This is a genomic window from Luteimonas sp. S4-F44, assembly GCF_022637415.1.
Classification (GTDB): domain Bacteria; phylum Pseudomonadota; class Gammaproteobacteria; order Xanthomonadales; family Xanthomonadaceae; genus Luteimonas.
Genome location: NZ_CP093340.1, coordinates 2,657,434 through 2,673,320, shown reverse-complemented (window position 1 = coordinate 2,673,320; position 15,887 = coordinate 2,657,434). Strand labels below are relative to the sequence as shown.

General features: G+C 68.5%; 15 protein-coding genes and 1 pseudogene. 8 read left to right on the top strand and 8 right to left on the bottom strand.

The genetic code is table 11. The features are described 5' to 3' along the window. The first annotated feature begins 1 nt into the window (after position 1). The 6 genes from MNO14_RS12255 (at position 2) to gcvH (ending at position 4,810) form a co-directional block, all read left to right on the top strand. Positions 2–670: a Hemin transport protein gene (locus MNO14_RS12255; RefSeq protein ID WP_241944005.1), complete on the top strand. Its 669-nt coding sequence runs from the start codon at positions 2–4 to the stop codon at positions 668–670. Further along, complete coding sequence (locus MNO14_RS12250) at positions 667–1,614, top strand: DUF6607 family protein (protein WP_241944004.1); 948 nt, start codon at positions 667–669, stop codon at positions 1,612–1,614. Before MNO14_RS12255 ends, MNO14_RS12250 begins: the two co-directional genes overlap by 4 nt. A 149-nt stretch (positions 1,615–1,763) precedes the next feature. After that, entirely contained in the window at positions 1,764–2,726 is a 963-nt protein-coding gene (locus tag MNO14_RS12245) for an SPFH domain-containing protein (protein ID WP_241944003.1), read from the top strand. A gap of 10 nt (positions 2,727–2,736) precedes the next feature. Further along, positions 2,737–3,168 carry an NfeD family protein gene (locus MNO14_RS12240; protein WP_183426812.1) on the top strand — a complete coding sequence of 144 codons (432 nt, stop codon included), beginning with the start codon at positions 2,737–2,739 and terminating at the stop codon, positions 3,166–3,168. An 81-nt stretch (positions 3,169–3,249) separates the two neighbouring features. Next, complete coding sequence (gcvT, locus tag MNO14_RS12235) at positions 3,250–4,347, top strand: glycine cleavage system aminomethyltransferase GcvT (protein WP_241944002.1); 1,098 nt, start codon at positions 3,250–3,252, stop codon at positions 4,345–4,347. Positions 4,348–4,414: 67 nt separating this feature from the next. Further along, a complete protein-coding gene (gcvH, locus tag MNO14_RS12230; RefSeq protein ID WP_241944001.1) occupies positions 4,415–4,810 on the top strand; it encodes a glycine cleavage system protein GcvH in 396 nt (131 codons plus the stop codon). Positions 4,811–5,793: 983 nt separating this feature from the next. Here gcvH and MNO14_RS12225 read toward each other — a convergent pair. The 4 genes and pseudogenes from MNO14_RS12225 to MNO14_RS12210 form a co-directional block, all read right to left on the bottom strand. Next, positions 5,794–6,249: pseudogene (locus tag MNO14_RS12225) on the bottom strand (hypothetical protein); the annotation flags it as partial. A gap of 507 nt (positions 6,250–6,756) precedes the next feature. Further along, a complete protein-coding gene (gene murU / locus MNO14_RS12220) occupies positions 6,757–7,461 on the bottom strand; it encodes an N-acetylmuramate alpha-1-phosphate uridylyltransferase MurU (protein ID WP_241944000.1) in 705 nt (234 codons plus the stop codon). A 96-nt stretch (positions 7,462–7,557) separates the two neighbouring features. Continuing rightward, positions 7,558–8,619 carry a sulfate ABC transporter substrate-binding protein gene (locus tag MNO14_RS12215; RefSeq protein WP_241943999.1) on the bottom strand — a complete coding sequence of 354 codons (1,062 nt, stop codon included), beginning with the start codon at positions 8,617–8,619 and terminating at the stop codon, positions 7,558–7,560. A 117-nt stretch (positions 8,620–8,736) separates the two neighbouring features. After that, positions 8,737–10,257 carry a M20 family metallopeptidase gene (locus MNO14_RS12210; RefSeq protein ID WP_241943998.1) on the bottom strand — a complete coding sequence of 507 codons (1,521 nt, stop codon included), beginning with the start codon at positions 10,255–10,257 and terminating at the stop codon, positions 8,737–8,739. Positions 10,258–10,465: 208 nt separating this feature from the next. Here MNO14_RS12210 and MNO14_RS12205 point away from each other — a divergent pair, with 208 nt between their 5' ends. Continuing rightward, the gene (locus tag MNO14_RS12205; protein WP_241943997.1) at positions 10,466–10,819 is read left to right on the top strand and encodes a ComEA family DNA-binding protein; all 354 of its coding nucleotides are present in this window, start codon (positions 10,466–10,468) and stop codon (positions 10,817–10,819) included. A gap of 289 nt (positions 10,820–11,108) precedes the next feature. Continuing rightward, positions 11,109–11,795 carry a HutD family protein gene (locus tag MNO14_RS12200; RefSeq protein ID WP_241943996.1) on the top strand — a complete coding sequence of 229 codons (687 nt, stop codon included), beginning with the start codon at positions 11,109–11,111 and terminating at the stop codon, positions 11,793–11,795. On the opposite strand, the gene MNO14_RS12195 is transcribed toward MNO14_RS12200, so the two are convergent. The 4 genes from MNO14_RS12195 to MNO14_RS12180 form a co-directional block, all read right to left on the bottom strand. Continuing rightward, the gene (locus MNO14_RS12195; RefSeq protein WP_241943995.1) at positions 11,785–14,229 is read right to left on the bottom strand and encodes a TonB-dependent receptor; all 2,445 of its coding nucleotides are present in this window, start codon (positions 14,227–14,229) and stop codon (positions 11,785–11,787) included. The genes MNO14_RS12200 and MNO14_RS12195 overlap by 11 nt on opposite strands. 136 nt (positions 14,230–14,365) lie before the next feature. Continuing rightward, positions 14,366–14,770, bottom strand: a complete 405-nt coding sequence (locus MNO14_RS12190) for a hypothetical protein (RefSeq protein ID WP_241943994.1) — start codon at positions 14,768–14,770, stop codon at positions 14,366–14,368. Positions 14,771–14,948: 178 nt separating this feature from the next. Continuing rightward, positions 14,949–15,284, bottom strand: coding sequence for a non-heme iron oxygenase ferredoxin subunit (locus MNO14_RS12185; protein ID WP_241943993.1), 336 nt, complete (start codon positions 15,282–15,284; stop codon positions 14,949–14,951). Then, complete coding sequence (locus MNO14_RS12180) at positions 15,281–15,838, bottom strand: GNAT family N-acetyltransferase (protein ID WP_241943992.1); 558 nt, start codon at positions 15,836–15,838, stop codon at positions 15,281–15,283. Before MNO14_RS12180 ends, MNO14_RS12185 begins: the two co-directional genes overlap by 4 nt. Positions 15,839–15,887: the final 49 nt, after the last annotated feature.

Here is a 15,887-nt window from a genome sequence, read left to right as displayed (position 1 = left end):
CATGGCGCGCGCGGCGGCGATCCTGCCTCCGGTACCGATGGTCGACATCAGTGCGACGTCGCCGCCGACGCCTGCGCAACTGGCGACCCTGGGCACGGTGTTGTGCCTGCACCGGCCCGGAGCGGCGAGCGAGCTCGGTGGCTGGGCGCGGGCGCGCCGGGTCGAGGTGCACCGTGCGCTCGATGGCGACGGCATGCGCGAGAGCCTGCTGTTCTTCGATGCCGACGACGCTTGCTGCTGGCAACTGCACCTGCTGCCCGACAGCGATTTCCTGGCATGGGACGCGCTGGTCGAGCGCTATCCGCTCGACCGCAGTCCCCAGGCCGGCCTGGCCGAGCGCCTGTGGCGCGGCTTGGCGCAGCGGCTGTGGGCCGGCGGCTGGCAGGCGAGCGTCCTGCGCTTCCACGCGATAACACCTGCCTGCACGACGATCGACGGCGCCGCGATGCTGGTCGCCAGCCTGGCGGAGATCTCGCCGCTGGGCGCCGACTGTGCGCGGCAGATCATCCGCGCACACGGCATCGTCCCGAGCGCGGCATTCGCCGACGGCGCCCCCCATCCAGTTCCCGTACCCGCCACCGATCCCAACTTGTCCGCCGGCACGATGCCGCCGCGCGACGCTTCCGCCCGCGTCCGTCCGTTTCCCCCTGTTTTTGGAGAACCCGCATGAATCCGCAAGCCGCCGCTCTGGCGTTCGCCCTGCTGCTGGCCCCGGCCTTCGCAGCGTCCGCCACCGCAACGCCAGCCCACGACCCCGCCGCCGACCGCGCGGCCATTCTCGCGATGCAGGGCGAGTACACGGTGCGCTTCTCGTTCGAGGAGACCGCGGTGCTGGCACCGGGCTACGAGCGCGTGGCCGCCAAGGACAGCGGCGGCGACGAGGTCGTGATCGTGGTCGAGGACACCCCCGGCCGCATCGTGCTCCAGCACCTGCTGCTCGACGTCAAAAGCGGGCACGTGGTCAAGCACTGGCGCCAGGACTGGCACTACGAGGCGCCGACGCGCTGGGAGTTCACCGCCGACCAGACCTGGCAGCGGCGCGAGGTACCCGCCGAACTCGTCCGCGGCGGCTGGACGCAGTGCGTCTATGAGGTCAGCGATGCGCCGCGCTACTGCGGCACCGGGCGCTGGGTGCATGCCGGCGGCGTTTCGACCTGGACCTCGGACGCGGATTGGCGCCCGCTGCCGCGCCGCGAGTACACCAAGCGCAGCGACTACAACGCGCTGGCGGCGATCAATCGCCACACGATCGTGCCCGGTGGCTGGACCCACGAGCAGGACAACACCAAGACCGTGCGCGACGCGCAGGGCCGGCCGACCGCGCAGTTGGTGCGCGAGTTCGGCTTCAACGACTACGTGAAGACCACAGCGATCGACTTCTCGCCCGCCTATGCCTATTGGGACGCCACCCAGGGCTACTGGGCCCGCGTGCGCGAGCGCTGGGAGCGGCGCCTGGCCGCGCCTGAGGGGGTGCAGCTGAAGACGAAGATCGACGGCATGGCGTTGATCATGCCGCTGTTCGAGCAGGCGCAGACCGTGCAGGACGGCGGCACGGTGACCGATGCCCAGATCGACGCCGTGTTCGAGGCCTGGGTGACGACGGCCACGCCGTAACGGTCGCTGCGTGGCGCGGTTGCGCCTGGCTTGCGGCAGGGACGCCGCAAGCCTCCGTCGGCCGCGATGGATCGCGACCGCGCGTCATGGCAGCCCGCCCTATACTCGGCCCAGCGCGGATGTCCGCGGATCGACTAGGGGGAAAACGCATGGGAACGGGACTGTTTCTGGCGGTGGTGCTCGCGTTCGCCGGCGTCATCGTGCTGTTCAAGACGGTGCGCATGGTGCCGCAGGGCTACGAGTGGACTGTCGAGCGCTTCGGCAAGTACACCCATTCGATGGCGCCGGGTCTGCACTTCCTGATCCCGATCGTCTATGGGGTCGGCCGCAAGATCAACATGATGGAGCAGGTGCTCGACGTGCCCAGCCAGGACGTCATCACCAAGGACAACGCGGTCGTGCGCGTGGATGGGGTGGTGTTCTTCCAGGTGCTTGACGCGGCCAAGGCGGCCTACGAGGTCTCGAACCTGGAGATCGCGACGATCGCGCTGGTGCAGACCAACATCCGCACCGTGATCGGCTCGATGGACCTCGATGAGTCGCTGAGCAACCGCGAGACGATCAACGCCCAGCTGCTCAACGTCGTCGACCACGCCACCAACCCCTGGGGCATCAAGGTCACCCGCATCGAGATCCGCGACATCCAGCCGCCGCGTGACCTGGTCGACTCGATGGCGCGCCAGATGAAGGCCGAGCGCGAACGCCGCGCGGTCATTCTCGAGGCCGAGGGGCATCGGCAGTCGGAGATCCTGCGCGCCGAGGGCGACAAGCAGGCCGCGATCCTGCAGGCCGAGGGCCAGAAGGAAGCCGCCTTCCGCGAGGCCGAGGCGCGTGAGCGTCTGGCCGAGGCGGAGGCAAGGGCGACGGAAATGGTGTCCAACGCGATCGCCAACGGCGACGTGCAGGCGATCAACTACTTCGTCGCGCAGAAGTACGTCGAGGCGTTCGAGAAGCTGGCGACGGCGCCGAACCAGAAGTTCGTGCTGATGCCGATGGAAACCAGCGGCATCATCAGTTCGATCGCCGGCATCGGCGAACTGGCGAAGGAAGCGTTGGGCCAGAAGGCGTCGTCGCGCCCGCAGGCGCCGGCACCGCAGCGTGGCGGGCTCTGACATGGACTGGCTGCGCGCGGACGTCGTCGGCTGGGCTGCGGTCGCGCTGCTGCTGATGGCGGCCGAGACGCTGGTGCCCGGCGCGTTCCTGCTGTGGATGGGGTTCGCGGCCGCGGCGGTGTTCGTCGTCGCACTGCTGGTGCCGGGCCTGGCACTGCTGCCGCAGGTCGCGCTGTTCGTCGTGCTCAGTTTCGTGTCGGTGCTGGTGTACCGCACGTGGTTCCGCAAGCGCGAGCGCCCCAGTGACCACCCCACGCTCAATCGGCGCGCGTCCCAGCACGTCGGTCGCGTCGTGCCCCTCGATCAGGCGATCGTGGCCGGACGTGGACGGGTCAAGATCGGCGATGCCTTCTGGGTCGTCGAGGGCGCCGACTTGCCGGCCGGCACGCCGGTGCGCATCGTCGGCACCGACGGGGTGAATCTGCACGTCGAAGTCGCCTGATCTCGTCGTTTCGGGAGGCGGCCAGTGGTGCCGCCGACCTGCGATAATGCCGGCTTTCCGCAGGCGAGCCGGCAGTCCAACATGACCCAGAAGACCATCCTCAACGCATCGCACCGCGCCCTGGGCGCGCGCATGGTCGACTTCGGCGGCTGGGACATGCCGCTCAACTACGGCTCCCAGATCGAGGAGCATCACCACGTCCGCCGCGATGCCGGCATGTTCGACGTCAGCCACATGACCGTGGTCGACCTGCGCGGTGCGCAGACCCGCGCATTCCTGCGCCAGCTTGTTGCCAACTCGGTCGACAAGCTCAAGAGCCCGGGCAAGGCGCTCTACACCTGCATGCTCACGCCCGAAGGCGGGATCATCGATGACCTGATCGTCTACTTCATGGCCGACGACTGGTTCCGCCTGGTCGTCAATGCCGCCACCCGCGACAAGGACCTGGCCTGGATCCAGGCGCAGGCCACCGGGTTCGAGGTCGAGGTCAGCGAGCGTCCGGAACTGGCGATGATCGCCGTGCAGGGGCCGCAGGCCCGGGCCAAGGTCGCCGGGCTGCTCGGCCAGGTCGACGCGCTGGTGCTCGACAAGCTTGGCCGCTTCGCCGCCGCCGAGCTCGAGGCCACGCCGTTCGGCGACCTGTTCGTCGCGCGCACCGGCTACACCGGCGAGGACGGCTTCGAGATCGTCGTCCACGAGCGCCATGCCGTCGCGCTGTGGGAGGCGCTGCATGCCGCCGGCGTCGCGCCGGCTGGTCTCGGCGCGCGCGACACCCTGCGTCTGGAAGCCGGACTCGCGCTGTATGGCCAGGACATGGACGAGACGGTCTCGCCCTACGAGGCCGCACTCGGCTGGACGGTCGCGCTCGACGAGGGCCGCGCGTTCAACGGCCGCGCGCTGCTCGAACAGCACAGCACCGCTGCGCCGCGGCAGATGATCGGCCTGGTCATGGACGACAAGGGCGTGCTGCGCCACGGCCAGACGGTGACCACAGCCCAGGGGCAGGGCGAGATCCTGTCGGGGACGTTCTCGCCGACGATCGGCAAGGCGATCGCGTTCGCCCGCGTGCCGGCCGGCGAGCCGGGCGAGGTGACAGTCGACATCCGCGGCCGCCAGGTGCCGGTGCGCGTGGTCGCGTTCCCGTTCGTGCGCAATGGCCGGGTCGTCGACGGCATCTGATCCACCGCAAGACCTTGGCTTACACTAGCGCCACTTTCCCGCAGTCACGTTTTCACCGGAGCCGACAATGAGCGAAATCCCTGGCGACCTGAAGTTTTTGAAGTCACACGAATGGGTCCGTGTCGAAGGCGACGGCAAGGTCACCGTCGGCATCTCGGACCATGCTCAGGGTCTGCTCGGCGACCTGGTGTACGTCGAGCTGCCCGCCGTCGGCGATACCGTCGAGGCCGGTAACGGCGTCGCCGTGGTCGAGTCGGTCAAGGCGGCCTCCGATGTCTACGCCCCGGTGTCGGGCAAGATCGCGGCGGTCAACGCCTCGCTCGCCGACAAGCCCGAGACCATCAACGAAGACGCCTTCGGCGAAGGCTGGTTGTTCGTCATCGAGCTCGACGATCCCGACCAGCTCGCAGACCTGCTCTCGCCCGACGACTACGCCGAACTGCTGGAGGCGGAGGCCGACTAAGGCCGCCTCGAGCTCCGTGTTCATCGAGCGCGCCCCCACGGGGCGCGCTTTTTTTTGGCGGTCTTCCCTGGCTGACGGGCGCTTGCGCGGCTGGGGGCATCGGCAGCTTGACGTTCGCACCCTGGCATCCGACCGGCGGGTGCGCCGGCGCGGACGAGGTGCACATGGACATGTGGCGACGCGCGCTTCGCCGACTGCGTCCGCGGCATTGCGTATCGACGCGTGCCGTTCGACTTCGGCGGTCGACCTCGTCCCTCGGTCGTCTCGGAGACGCCGGTCCAGGTGTCTTGTTCGAGCTGCCGCGAGGGCGAATGCGTCGCGCACTTTTCGCGCAAACCGATGCTGCGAGGTCGCATCGACCGGTCCGCGTGCACATCGCGTTCACCGGCCGGTTGGCGCGGTGATGGATGTTTCACCACACCGTATCGCGTCGCTTGCGCGTGTTCGTCGAACGGCATCGTGACTGTCGACTCTCGTGCAGAGTGCTTGTTTCAAGCACTTTTTTTGCATCGCATGCGACGAGGCCTCACCCATGTTGCGGGTGGCGCCGGTACGCGGCGCGCCCCGTGCGCAGTGCAGCCGTGGCGGACGTCGGGGAGCGGGCACGACAAAAGCATGTCCGCCTGTTGACAGTGGAAAAAACCGTGATTAGGTTTCGCGGCAACACACGCCCGCTATCAAAACGAGTGAGTCGAGCCCCGACAACAACGCGCTGCACAACTCGGACCTCCGCCAGGAACATCACAAGGTGGATGCGGGCAGCATCTCCGCCGCAAATCCCCGACATCGAATCCGGCATCCCGTCGCGCGCGACGCGGGTGCCTTCGCATCACCGGGATGCTGTCGCCAATGCGACGACCTTCCGACCGAATCCGTTCCGATGCGCAGCGCGCGTCGACGGGTGCACGCGGGTCCGACTCCCGCGCGCCGTTTTGAGTACTGGGCAGCTGTACATGCAAGTCCACTGACGAGGAGAGCCATCCCATGGCCACGAAGAAAGCTGCAAAGAAGACCACCGCCAAGAAGGCGGCCAAGAAGACCGTTCGCAAGTCCGCTGCCAAGAAGGCCGTGAGCAAGGCCAGAAAGGCGACGAAGAAGGTCGCCAAGGCCGTGAAGAAGGCGACCAAGAAGGTCGCGAAGAAGGCAACTAAGAAGACCGCAAAGAAGACCGCCAAGAAGGCTGCGACCAAGAAGTCGGCAGCAAAGAAGGCGACCAAGAAGGCCACCAAGAAGTCGGCAGCAAAGAAGGCCACCAAGAAGGCCACCAAGAAGTCGGCTGCGAAGAAGGCGACCAAGAAGACCGCCAAGAAGTCTGCCACCCGCAAGAGCGCCACCAAGAAGACCGCCACCCGCAAGGCCGCGACGAAGAAGGCCGCGACCAAGAAGACTGCGGCGAAGAAGGCGACCAAGAAGACCGCCAAGAAGGCGGCTGCTCGCAAGACCACGAAGACGGCGGCCAAGAAGGCGCCTGCCAAGCGTGCACCTGCCAAGCGCGCCAAGAAGAGCGCGCCGGTCGTCATTCCGACCATGCCGACGCCGCTGATCTGACCGACGGCCTGTTCGGCCGTCAACGCAAAACTCTTCCTCCGCATGCCCAGGCGGAGGAGGAGTTTTTTTTGTCCTGACTCGGGTGCTCACCCGCCCACACAGACCCGGCCTAAAACCGGGGTCAGAGTGCAATTCGTCTTGCGAAATTGCACTCTGACCCCGGTTTTTTTGCGAGGAGGCAGACGGAGCGGGCCTCCCCGCGACGCGCTTGACGCGGCCACCGGCCATCGGTCCGCGACTGCGGACCGGTTGCACCGTGACCTTCGCGGCACCGGCAGTCCCTGCTGGAAGAAGGCGCGGCTCCGGTCTCGGCACCGCGCGCTCAGGAGGGGAACTTCGTGAACGGGTGCGCAGAAGCAACGCGCTCCTGACTTCGAAGAAGACGCGCTTGGGGGAAATCAGCGCGCTTTGGCGAGCGTGGCGTCGAGCGCGGCGAGCCGTTCGGGCGTGCCGACGTCGGTCCAGGCCCCGCGGTGGTGCTCGCCCGAGACCGCGCCCCGGTCCATCGCCGCACGCAGCAGCGGCGCCAGGCGGAATCGGGGCGGCGAGGCATCGGCCCCCGGCGCTTCGCCGATGATGTCGCGCCATCCGGTCAGCAACGTCGGGCGATAGACCCCGATGCCGGCGAAGGTCAGCCGGTCCGGGCCCGATGCGTGCACGCGGTCGTGCTCGAGGACGAAGTCGCCCTGGGGGTGGTGCGCCGGATTGTCGACCAGCACCAGGTGCGCGTCGCCGGCCGGCTCGTGCGGCAGCGACGCAGGGTCGTGGTCGCTCCAAATGTCACCATTGATCGCCAGAAACGGCGCCTCGCCCAACCACGGCAACGCCTGCAGCATGCCGCCGCCGGTTTCCAGCGGCGGCGTGCCCTCGTGCGAGTAGTGCAGTCGAAGACCCCAGCGTTCTCCGTCGCCCAGTGCAGGCGCGAACTGCTCGGCCCGCCACGAGACGTTGATGACCACCTCGCGCACGCCCGCCGCGGCGAGGCGCTCCAGGTGCCAGACGATCAGCGGCTTGCCGCCCGCGACCAGCAGCGGCTTGGGGGTGTGGTCGGTCAACGGCCGCATGCGTTCGCCCAGGCCGGCCGCGAAGATCAGCGCCTTCATCGAGCGGCACTCATGCGGTGCGCACACTGCCGTGCAGCGGGGATGGGGAAGGTGGGAAGCAACTCGGCGGCCTGCTCGCGCGATGGGGGCGTCAGCTTACCGGTTGGGATGGGCAGGCGTGGGCCGATCGCCCGGTGCCCAGCGTGCGGCACCGACCACGTGGTCGAACAGCCCGCCGGCGGCGAAGTGGATCCGCTGGGCGTGTTGCCAACCACCGAATGCCGCATCCACCGTCACCATCGGCACGGCGCGGAAACGCGCGCGCTGCGAAGCCGGAACCTGGCTCGGGTCGGAGGGGCGGTAGTGGTGCTGCGCGGCGAGCCGTTGTCCGGTCGGCGAGTACAGGTATCGCAGATAGGCGTCCGCGCATGTACGGGTGCCGTGCGCATCGATATTGCGGTCGATCAGCGCGACCTGGGGCTCGGCCCGGATGCTGAGGCTCGGATAGACGATCTCCAGCGCCTGGCTGGTGTGCGGATCGGCGAGCAGACGCAGCGCCTCGCTCTCCCAGGCCAGCAGCACGTCACCGTGGCCGCCCTCGACGAATGATCGGGTCGCCCCGCGCGCGCCGGCGTCGGCGACGACGACGTTGCCGAACAGGCGCCGCATCCAGTCCAGCACCTGCGGGCCGTCGCGATAGGTGCGCGAGGCCCAGGCCCACGCGGCAAGGTAGTTCCAGCGCCCGCCGCCGGAGGTGCGCGGGTCGGGCGTGACCACGCCCACACCCGGCCGCACCAGGTCGCCCCAGTCGTGGATCCGTTGCGGGTTGCCCTTGCGGACGAGCAGGACGACGGTCGAGGTGTAGGGCACGCTGCCGTAGGGCAGGCGCGTGCGCCAGTTCGGATCCAGCAGCCCGGCCCCGGCCAGCGCATCGATGTCGGCGGCCAGCGCCAGCGTCGCCACATCCGCTGGCAGCCCGTCAACGATCGCCCGCACCTGCTCGCCCGAGCCGCCGTGGTACATGCGCACGTCCACGGTGTCGCCGGTGCGCTGGCGCCAGTACGAGGCGAACGCACGGTTGTAGTCGACGTAGAACTCGCGGGTCGGATCGAACGACGCATTGTGCAGGGTCGTGTCCTGCGCGGCGGCACCGCCGCAGATGGCGCCCGCGGTGAGCACCAGGACGAGCAGGGCGATCGACAGCAGACGAAAGCTCATGATGCGCGGCAATCGAAGGGCTGAGCGGCCGACCTTAGCGCGGCGCGGGGCGCCGCGACAGTGCGTGCGGGGCGAGGCCGCAGCATCGCCCCGTGCCGGGATCAGCAGCAGCCGCGATCAGCAGCAGCCGTGGTCGCCGTGGCGCTGGCCGCTGTCGGCGGCGACCGCCGATCCCGAGGTTTCGCCGCGCTGGCTGGCGTGGTGATGCTCGGCGATCACCCGGGCCACGCAGGCGGTGACCCGCTTGCCCATCTCGATGTGCAGGAACTCGTTCGGCCCGTGGGCATTGGAGTGCGGACCGAGCACGCCGGTGATCATGAACTGGGCGCCGGGGAACTTCTCACCCAGCATGCCCATGAATGGGATCGAGCCGCCTTCGCCCATGTACATCGCCGGCTTGCCGAAGAACGCCTGGCTGGCCGACTCGATCGCCTCCGACAGCCACGGCGACATCGCCGGTGCATTCCAGCCGGTCGCGGCCTTCTCCAGCGACAGCGTGACCGTCGCGCCGTTGGGCGGGTCCTGGGTCAGCGCCTGCAGCAGCAGTTCGCCTGCCTGCTTGCCGTCGACTGTGGGCGGCAGGCGCAGCGACAGCTTGACCGCAGTGTGCGGACGCAACACGTTGCCTGCCGATTGCAGCGACGGCAGCCCGTCGACGCCGGTCACCGACAGCGCCGGGCGCCAGGTGCGGTTGAGCACGAGCTCGGCGAGGTCGTCGGACACCTTGCCGTCGGCGTCGACCGGGAACATCGGGCGCAGCGCGCCAGTGAGCGGGAACTTGTCGTAGATCGCCGTATCGAGCACTTCGGCGGCGCGGCGCGCCTGCTCGAGCCGCTCGGCCGGGATGTCGGCATGCAGCCCCTCGGGCAGGATCCGGCCGCTCTTCTCGTCCTCGATACGCGACAGCAGCTGGCGCAGCAGGCGGAAGCTCGAAGGCACCACGCCCGACGCGTCGCCCGAATGCACGCCCTCGTCGAGCACCTTGACCGTCAGGTTGCCGCCGGCCAGGCCGCGCAGCGACGTGGTGCACCACAACTGGTCGTAGTTGCCGCAGCCCGAGTCCAGGCAGACGACCAGCGACGGCTTGCCGATGCGGTCGGCGAGATGATCGACGTAGGCGGGCAGATCGTAGCTGCCCGATTCCTCGCAGGCCTCGATCAGCACCACGCAGCGCGCATGCGGCAGGCCTTGCTCGTGCAGTGCCAGGATCGCGGTCAGCGAGCCGTAGATCGCATAGCCGTCGTCGGCGCCGCCGCGGCCGTAGAGCTTGCCGTCGCGCAGCACCGGCTGCCACGGACCGAGGTCGTCGTCCCAGCCGGTCATCTCCGGCTGCTTGTCGAGATGGCCGTACAGCAGCACGCAGTCCTCGTCGCTGCCGCCGTTGGCGGCCGGGATCTCGATGAAGATCAGCGGCGTGCGGCCTTCCAGGCGCACCACCTCCAGCTGCATGCCGGGGATCGCCTGGGCACCTGCCCAACCGGACATCAGCTCGACGGCGCGCTCCATATGGCCATTGGCCACCCAATCGGCGTCGAACATCGGCGATTTGTTCGGGATGCGGATGTATTCGACAAGCTGCGGGACGATTTCGTCGTCCCATTTGGCGCCGACGAAACGGTCGGTGCGGCGGGTATCCATGGCGCGAGCTCCACATGCGGCGTAAGCGGCCATTCTACGCGCAGGCGTTGTAGGACTTTTCCTACACGAAATTGGGGAGTCGGCCTGCTTCGCGGCGGTCAACAGACGGATAGGCTGTGTCCATGGCGTTGGGGAGACTGGCAACACCGGCAGGGATGACAGATCGCCAGTCGGGAAAGGAATCCACCCAATTGCCAAGGAGTTCGCCATGAAGCCGTTCAAAGCCCTCATTGCCACGCTCGTCCTCTCGCTGTTGATGGCCGGGTCGGCCTTCGGCGCAGACGGGGTCGAGAAGGTCAACGTCAATACCGCCGACGCCACGACCCTCGCCCGGGTGCTGCACAACATCGGGCCGTCCAAGGCCGAGGCGATCGTGGCCTACCGGGATGAGAACGGGCCGTTCCGCAGCGCCGAGCAGCTGGCCATGGTCAAGGGCATCGGTCTGCGCACGGTCGAGACCAACCGGGACCGGATCGAGCTGGGGTCGCCGATGGCGCGCCAGCAGCAGACCGCCCAGCGCGCGTCGGGGACGCCGGCCAAGGGCGCGGCGCAGCAGCGCTGAGTCACCTATCGCCCGCACCGGGGCAAGGAGCATCGGTGTAGGTCGAGGAGCGGGATGCTCCACAGGATCCGGCAAGGACGCCGTTACATGGATGTAGCCGTCGCCCGCCCCGCATTGGATGTGTGGCGGGCGACCTCTTTTGAGGCGCCGTGCCGATTGCACGGCGCGCCATCTCGGAACCACCGTCCCACCAACCGGCGCGCCGCGGCCCCGCTTACCAGCCGGGGTGTGCTCGCTTCGGTGTCTTCTTGATCGGGGTTGGTTCTCGATCAGGCCTTAGACTCGGGCGATGCCAAACCCTGCGACCGTCCGGATCATTCCCGCCGCCACCGCGCGTTCGGTGCGCTGGCGCAATGGCCACGGCTGGACGCGCGAACTGTTCTGCGCGCCTGCACTGCCGGCCGCGCCTTCGGTCGACGCCGCCGCCGCGGCTCCTTGGCCCTGGCGGATCTCGATCGCGCGGATCGACCGCGACGCTCCGTTTTCGGCATTCCCTGGTGTCGATCGCGAGCTGATGCTGCTGCGCGGCGGGCGGCTGGATCTGCAGGTCGCGGACCGCCGCATCGCATTGGCGTCGCGCTACGCCCGGCATCGCTTCGCCGGCGAACGCGACGTGGCCGCCTGTGTGCCCACAGGCGGCGTCGAGGTGTTCAACCTGATGTGGCGGCGCGACGTGCACCGGGCCCGGCTCTGGCACCTGCCGCTGGCCGGCGCCCTGGCCTGGCGCGCCGACCCGGCGACGACCTGGGTCGTCCATCTGCTGGCCGGGCACGCGCGATGCGGCAGCGGCGTGGCGCATGTGGCGCTGGCGGCGGGCGATACCGCCGTGCTCAGCGATGCGTCTGCATCCGGCCGGGTGTCGATCGAGGGCGAGGGCGCCTTGCTCGCGGTCTGCCTGCACGACCGGCTGGACGCAGGCCCGGACGACGCGTGCGCGCCTGCCGGGCCGGACCCGATGCCAGGGATCAGAAGCTGACGTTGACGCTCAACCAGACGCTGCGCGCCTTGTCCTTGTTGTTGTAGTCGTCCTGCGCCGACAGCGTGTAACTGCCGTTGTCCTCGACGAAGCTGTACTGGTAGGACGTGAAATCGCGATCGAGCAGGTTGTTGATCCGGCCGTTGACGGTGACCGTCTCGTTGACGCGGTACGAGGCACCGAGGTGGAGCACCTCGTAGTCCTTCCAGTACAACTCCTGCTCGAGCACCGTATCGAAGCCGCGGTAGCGCTTGGAGCGGGCCTCGGCGGTCAGGAACACCGTGAAGGCCTCGGTCGCGCGCCAGTCCAGCGTGGCGTTTGCCATGTGCCGGGCGCTGTTGCCCAAGGGCCGGCCGGCATTGCTGCCGCTCTTCTGCTCGCTGTCGGTGAAGGTGTAGTTGGCGCGGACGCCGAAGGCATCACTGATTTGCCAGCGGCCGGCGAGTTCGGCGCCCTGGACCACGACCTCGTCGATGTTGACCGTCTTGGTCGAGTTCGAATAGCCCAGGTCGGCATAGTCGCCGGTGCCGCTGCAGGCGATCGTCAGTGTCGGGCCGCAATTCTCCGAACCGATCTTGTCGTCGAACTTGTTGTGGAAGATCGTCGCGTTGAAGCCGTGGCCGTCGGGATGCTGCCAGTAGGCCGCCAGCTCGGTGCTGGTGCTGGTTTCGGGCTGCAGGTCGGGATTGCCGAACATCGGCGACACGCCCTGGCTGCCGAAGCCGATGATGCCGTCGTAGAGCTGGGTGGTCTTGGGCGTCTTGAAGCCGGTGCTCACGCCGCCCTTGACCGTCCACTGCTCGCTCAGCGTCCACACGCCGTACAGACGCGGGCTGACGTGGCTGCCGAAGACCTTGTGGTCGTCGTAGCGCAGGCCGGCGGTGACCGACACTGGCTCGGCGATGGTCCAGGTGTCCTCGGCGAACAGCGAATACATGTCGTGCTTCTGCTTGGCGCCGGCAACGCCGCGCTCCATGCCGAACACGCCATCGATCAGCTCGCCGCGGATGACCTGGGCGCCGACCACCGCCACGTGTCCGCCGTTCCACTCGAAGGGCAGGTCCAGCTTGGCGTCGAGCGTGTACTGGTTGCTCTCGAGCGTGCGATCGGGACGCGGCAGGTAGGCCAGCAACTGCGCGTACTGGTCCGGCGCGAGATGGGCCTCCATGACTGCGAGCTTCTGCGCCTCCGACAGGTTGTTCCAGGCGGGCGCGCTGTAGCCGGTGCCGCCAGCCGAGTTGGGGCAGTAGCCAGCGGCATTGACCGTGCCGCCCAGGTTGCCGCAGGCCGCGTTCCACAGCGACTGCAGGCTTTGGCGCTCGGCCACGGTGTAGGGCAGGGTGCGGCCCTCGTTGCGGGTTTCGACATAGCCCAGCGACACCAGGCTGTTGCCGAACGACCAGCGGCCCTCGTGCGCGATCGACCAGTTGTCGCGGGTGAATTCCTGGCTGGGCCGATAGCCGGCGCGCGGTTCGATGCGGCCGTTGTTGCCGATGCGCAGCATCGCGCCGTAGTCGTCGACGGTGCCGACCGGATACTCCTCGACCCCGTTGTCGTTGATCCGGGTGCTGTTGTCGTACTCCTGGCGCGAGGCATCGATGTCGAGGGTCACGGTCTGCGCGTCGGTCGGCGTCCAGCTCAAGGTGATGCCGGCCGCCTTGTTGGTGTTGTCCACGGTCTTGCCGCCGCCGCCGAAGCCCAGTGCGCGGGTGTGGACCTCGCCATTGGGGTCGATGACCGGCGCGTACACGGGATTGGACGCATCGCGCTCGTACCAGCTGGCGCGCGCGCTCAGGTTGAGCTTGCCCGGCACCAGCGGCCCGGTGACGAAGAGGTCGGCGGTGGTGTCGTCGCCGAACTGGTCGTCGGTCTCGAACGTGCGGCCCAGCGTGACCGAGCCGGCCCAGCTGTCGAGCTCGCGCTTGGTGATGATGTTGATCACCCCGCCCATCGCGTCGGCGCCATAGAGCGTGGACATCGGGCCGCGGATCACTTCGATGCGCTCGATCGCATCCAGCGGCGGAATGTGGTTGAACTGGTTGCCGCCGAAGTTGTTGGGGTAGATGTCGCCGTGGTTGTTCTGGCGCCGGCCGTTGATCAGGATCAGCGTGTAGTCCGCACCCATGCCACGCATCGAGATCGTGCCCTGGCCGGTCTTGTCGCGCGTCTCGCCGATGTCGATGCCTTCGATATCGCGCACCGCGTCGAGCAGCGTCATGTAGGGCCGATGGGTCAGGTCTTCCTGTGTGATCACGCTGATACTCGCCGGGGCGTCGGTGATCTTCTGCTCGAAGCCGGCGGCGGTGACGACGACGGTGTCGAAGTTGCGGGCGTCGTCCTGGGGCAGGACGGTGTCGGCCAGCGCGGGCGCGGACAGCAGGGCGAGCAGACTCGCGGCCAGCACACGGCGGCGCGGGGCAGTCGAACAGATCATGGGAGGTCCTTGTCGAAAGATCGGAAAGCGGCCGCACACGCGGCGTGGCGCGCCACCGGACGGTGGCGTCGCAAGACGGAGGCACAACAGACGGCGAGGCGCGCAGCGCGGTCCGGGATCGCCGGCGCGCGGTGCGTCAGGCGCGCGGAGGCGCCTGTCCCGGCGGTAGCGTCAGATCTGGACGCAGCGCATGCGGCGTGTCGACCGCGTCGGGGAAAGACGGCTGCCCGGGCGCCTGCGTGGCGTCGGCGAGCGGCAGCAGCAGTGTCGAGGCCATCGCGGGACGCGGCGGCAGGCCGGGCGCGGCGCCGCGCGGGGCGACACGGGCGTACAGCGGCAGTAGGCGGCGGAACTTCGCTTCAGGCGGCGGGTCCTGTGTGGCCGGAAGATCGGGCAGCGCGACCGCGTCACCGTGCGTCGCGAATGCCGGCAGCAGACTACGGGGCGCGACGCCGAGGACGACGGCCAGCGCCAGCAGAGCTGCCAGGGCCAGCCTGGCCTTGCCCGATACCGTCACCTGCGATGTAGGCCGCGTCGTCACGAACCGGGCACGCTCGAGCAAGAAGGCTGACGTGCAATTATATGAGAATGATTTTCATAAACAAGTCTTAACGCAATTCATTCGCATATGTGGCACTGCCACTCGTTTGATGTCTTGTGTCGAGCTCCGGCGCAGCATCGGCGCGCCGACGTCGACGTCGACGCGGGGCGCGGGGGCATCAGTCGCGGTCGTCGCGGGTCCAGACCCCGCCGTGCTCGGTCTTGGTCGGGAACTTTGCGACCGGTTCGTAGGCCGGCGCGCACAGAGCGCGGCCATCGCGCACATCGAACTTCGCGCCGTGCAGCACGCATTCGATCGTCGCTTCGACCGGGTCGAAGTCGCCGCCGCCCGACAGCGCGAAATCCTCGTGGCTGCACTGGTCCTCCAGCGCATACAGGTCGCCGTCGAGGTTGAACACCACGATCGGCACGCCGGTCACCTCGTCGAAGGTGGTGCGCATTTCGCCGGGCAGCAATTCGGCGGTCGCGCAGACGAAGGTCCAGGTCTCGCTCATCGTGCGGCTCCGACGGGGGCGGCCGCGAAGGTCTTCTCCAGCACTTCGAAGCGCAGATCGTCGCGCAACGGGATGCCGAAACGCGCGTCGCCATAGGGAAACGGCTTGTGGCGTCCGGTGCGGCGATAGCCGCGGCGCTCGTACCACGCAATCAACGCCTCGCGTACATCGATGACGGTCATGCGCATGCCGGGCAGGCGCCAGTCGTCGCGGACGATGCGCTCGCATTCGGCCAGCACCGCGTCCCCGGTGCCCCGGCCCTGCAACTGCGGGGCGACGGCGAACATGCCGAAGTAGCCGTGGCCGTCCTCGATCGCGACATGCGCGCAGGCCTGCGGCGCGCCGTCCGTGCCGTCGACCACGACCACGCGGCTGTCGGGACGCACGATGTCGGCGCGCAACACGTCCGGATCGATCCGGGCGCCCTCGAGCAGGTCGGCCTCGGTGGTCCAGCCCACTCGGCTGGCGTCGCCGCGGTAGGCGGACGTCACCAGCGCGACCAGCGCGGGCACGTCGTCGAGGGTGGCGGGGCGGAACGCAGAAGAGGCGGGCATCGTGGCGAAGCTGGCAGAGGGAGGGCCGCCATTATGGCCGGCGGCGCGC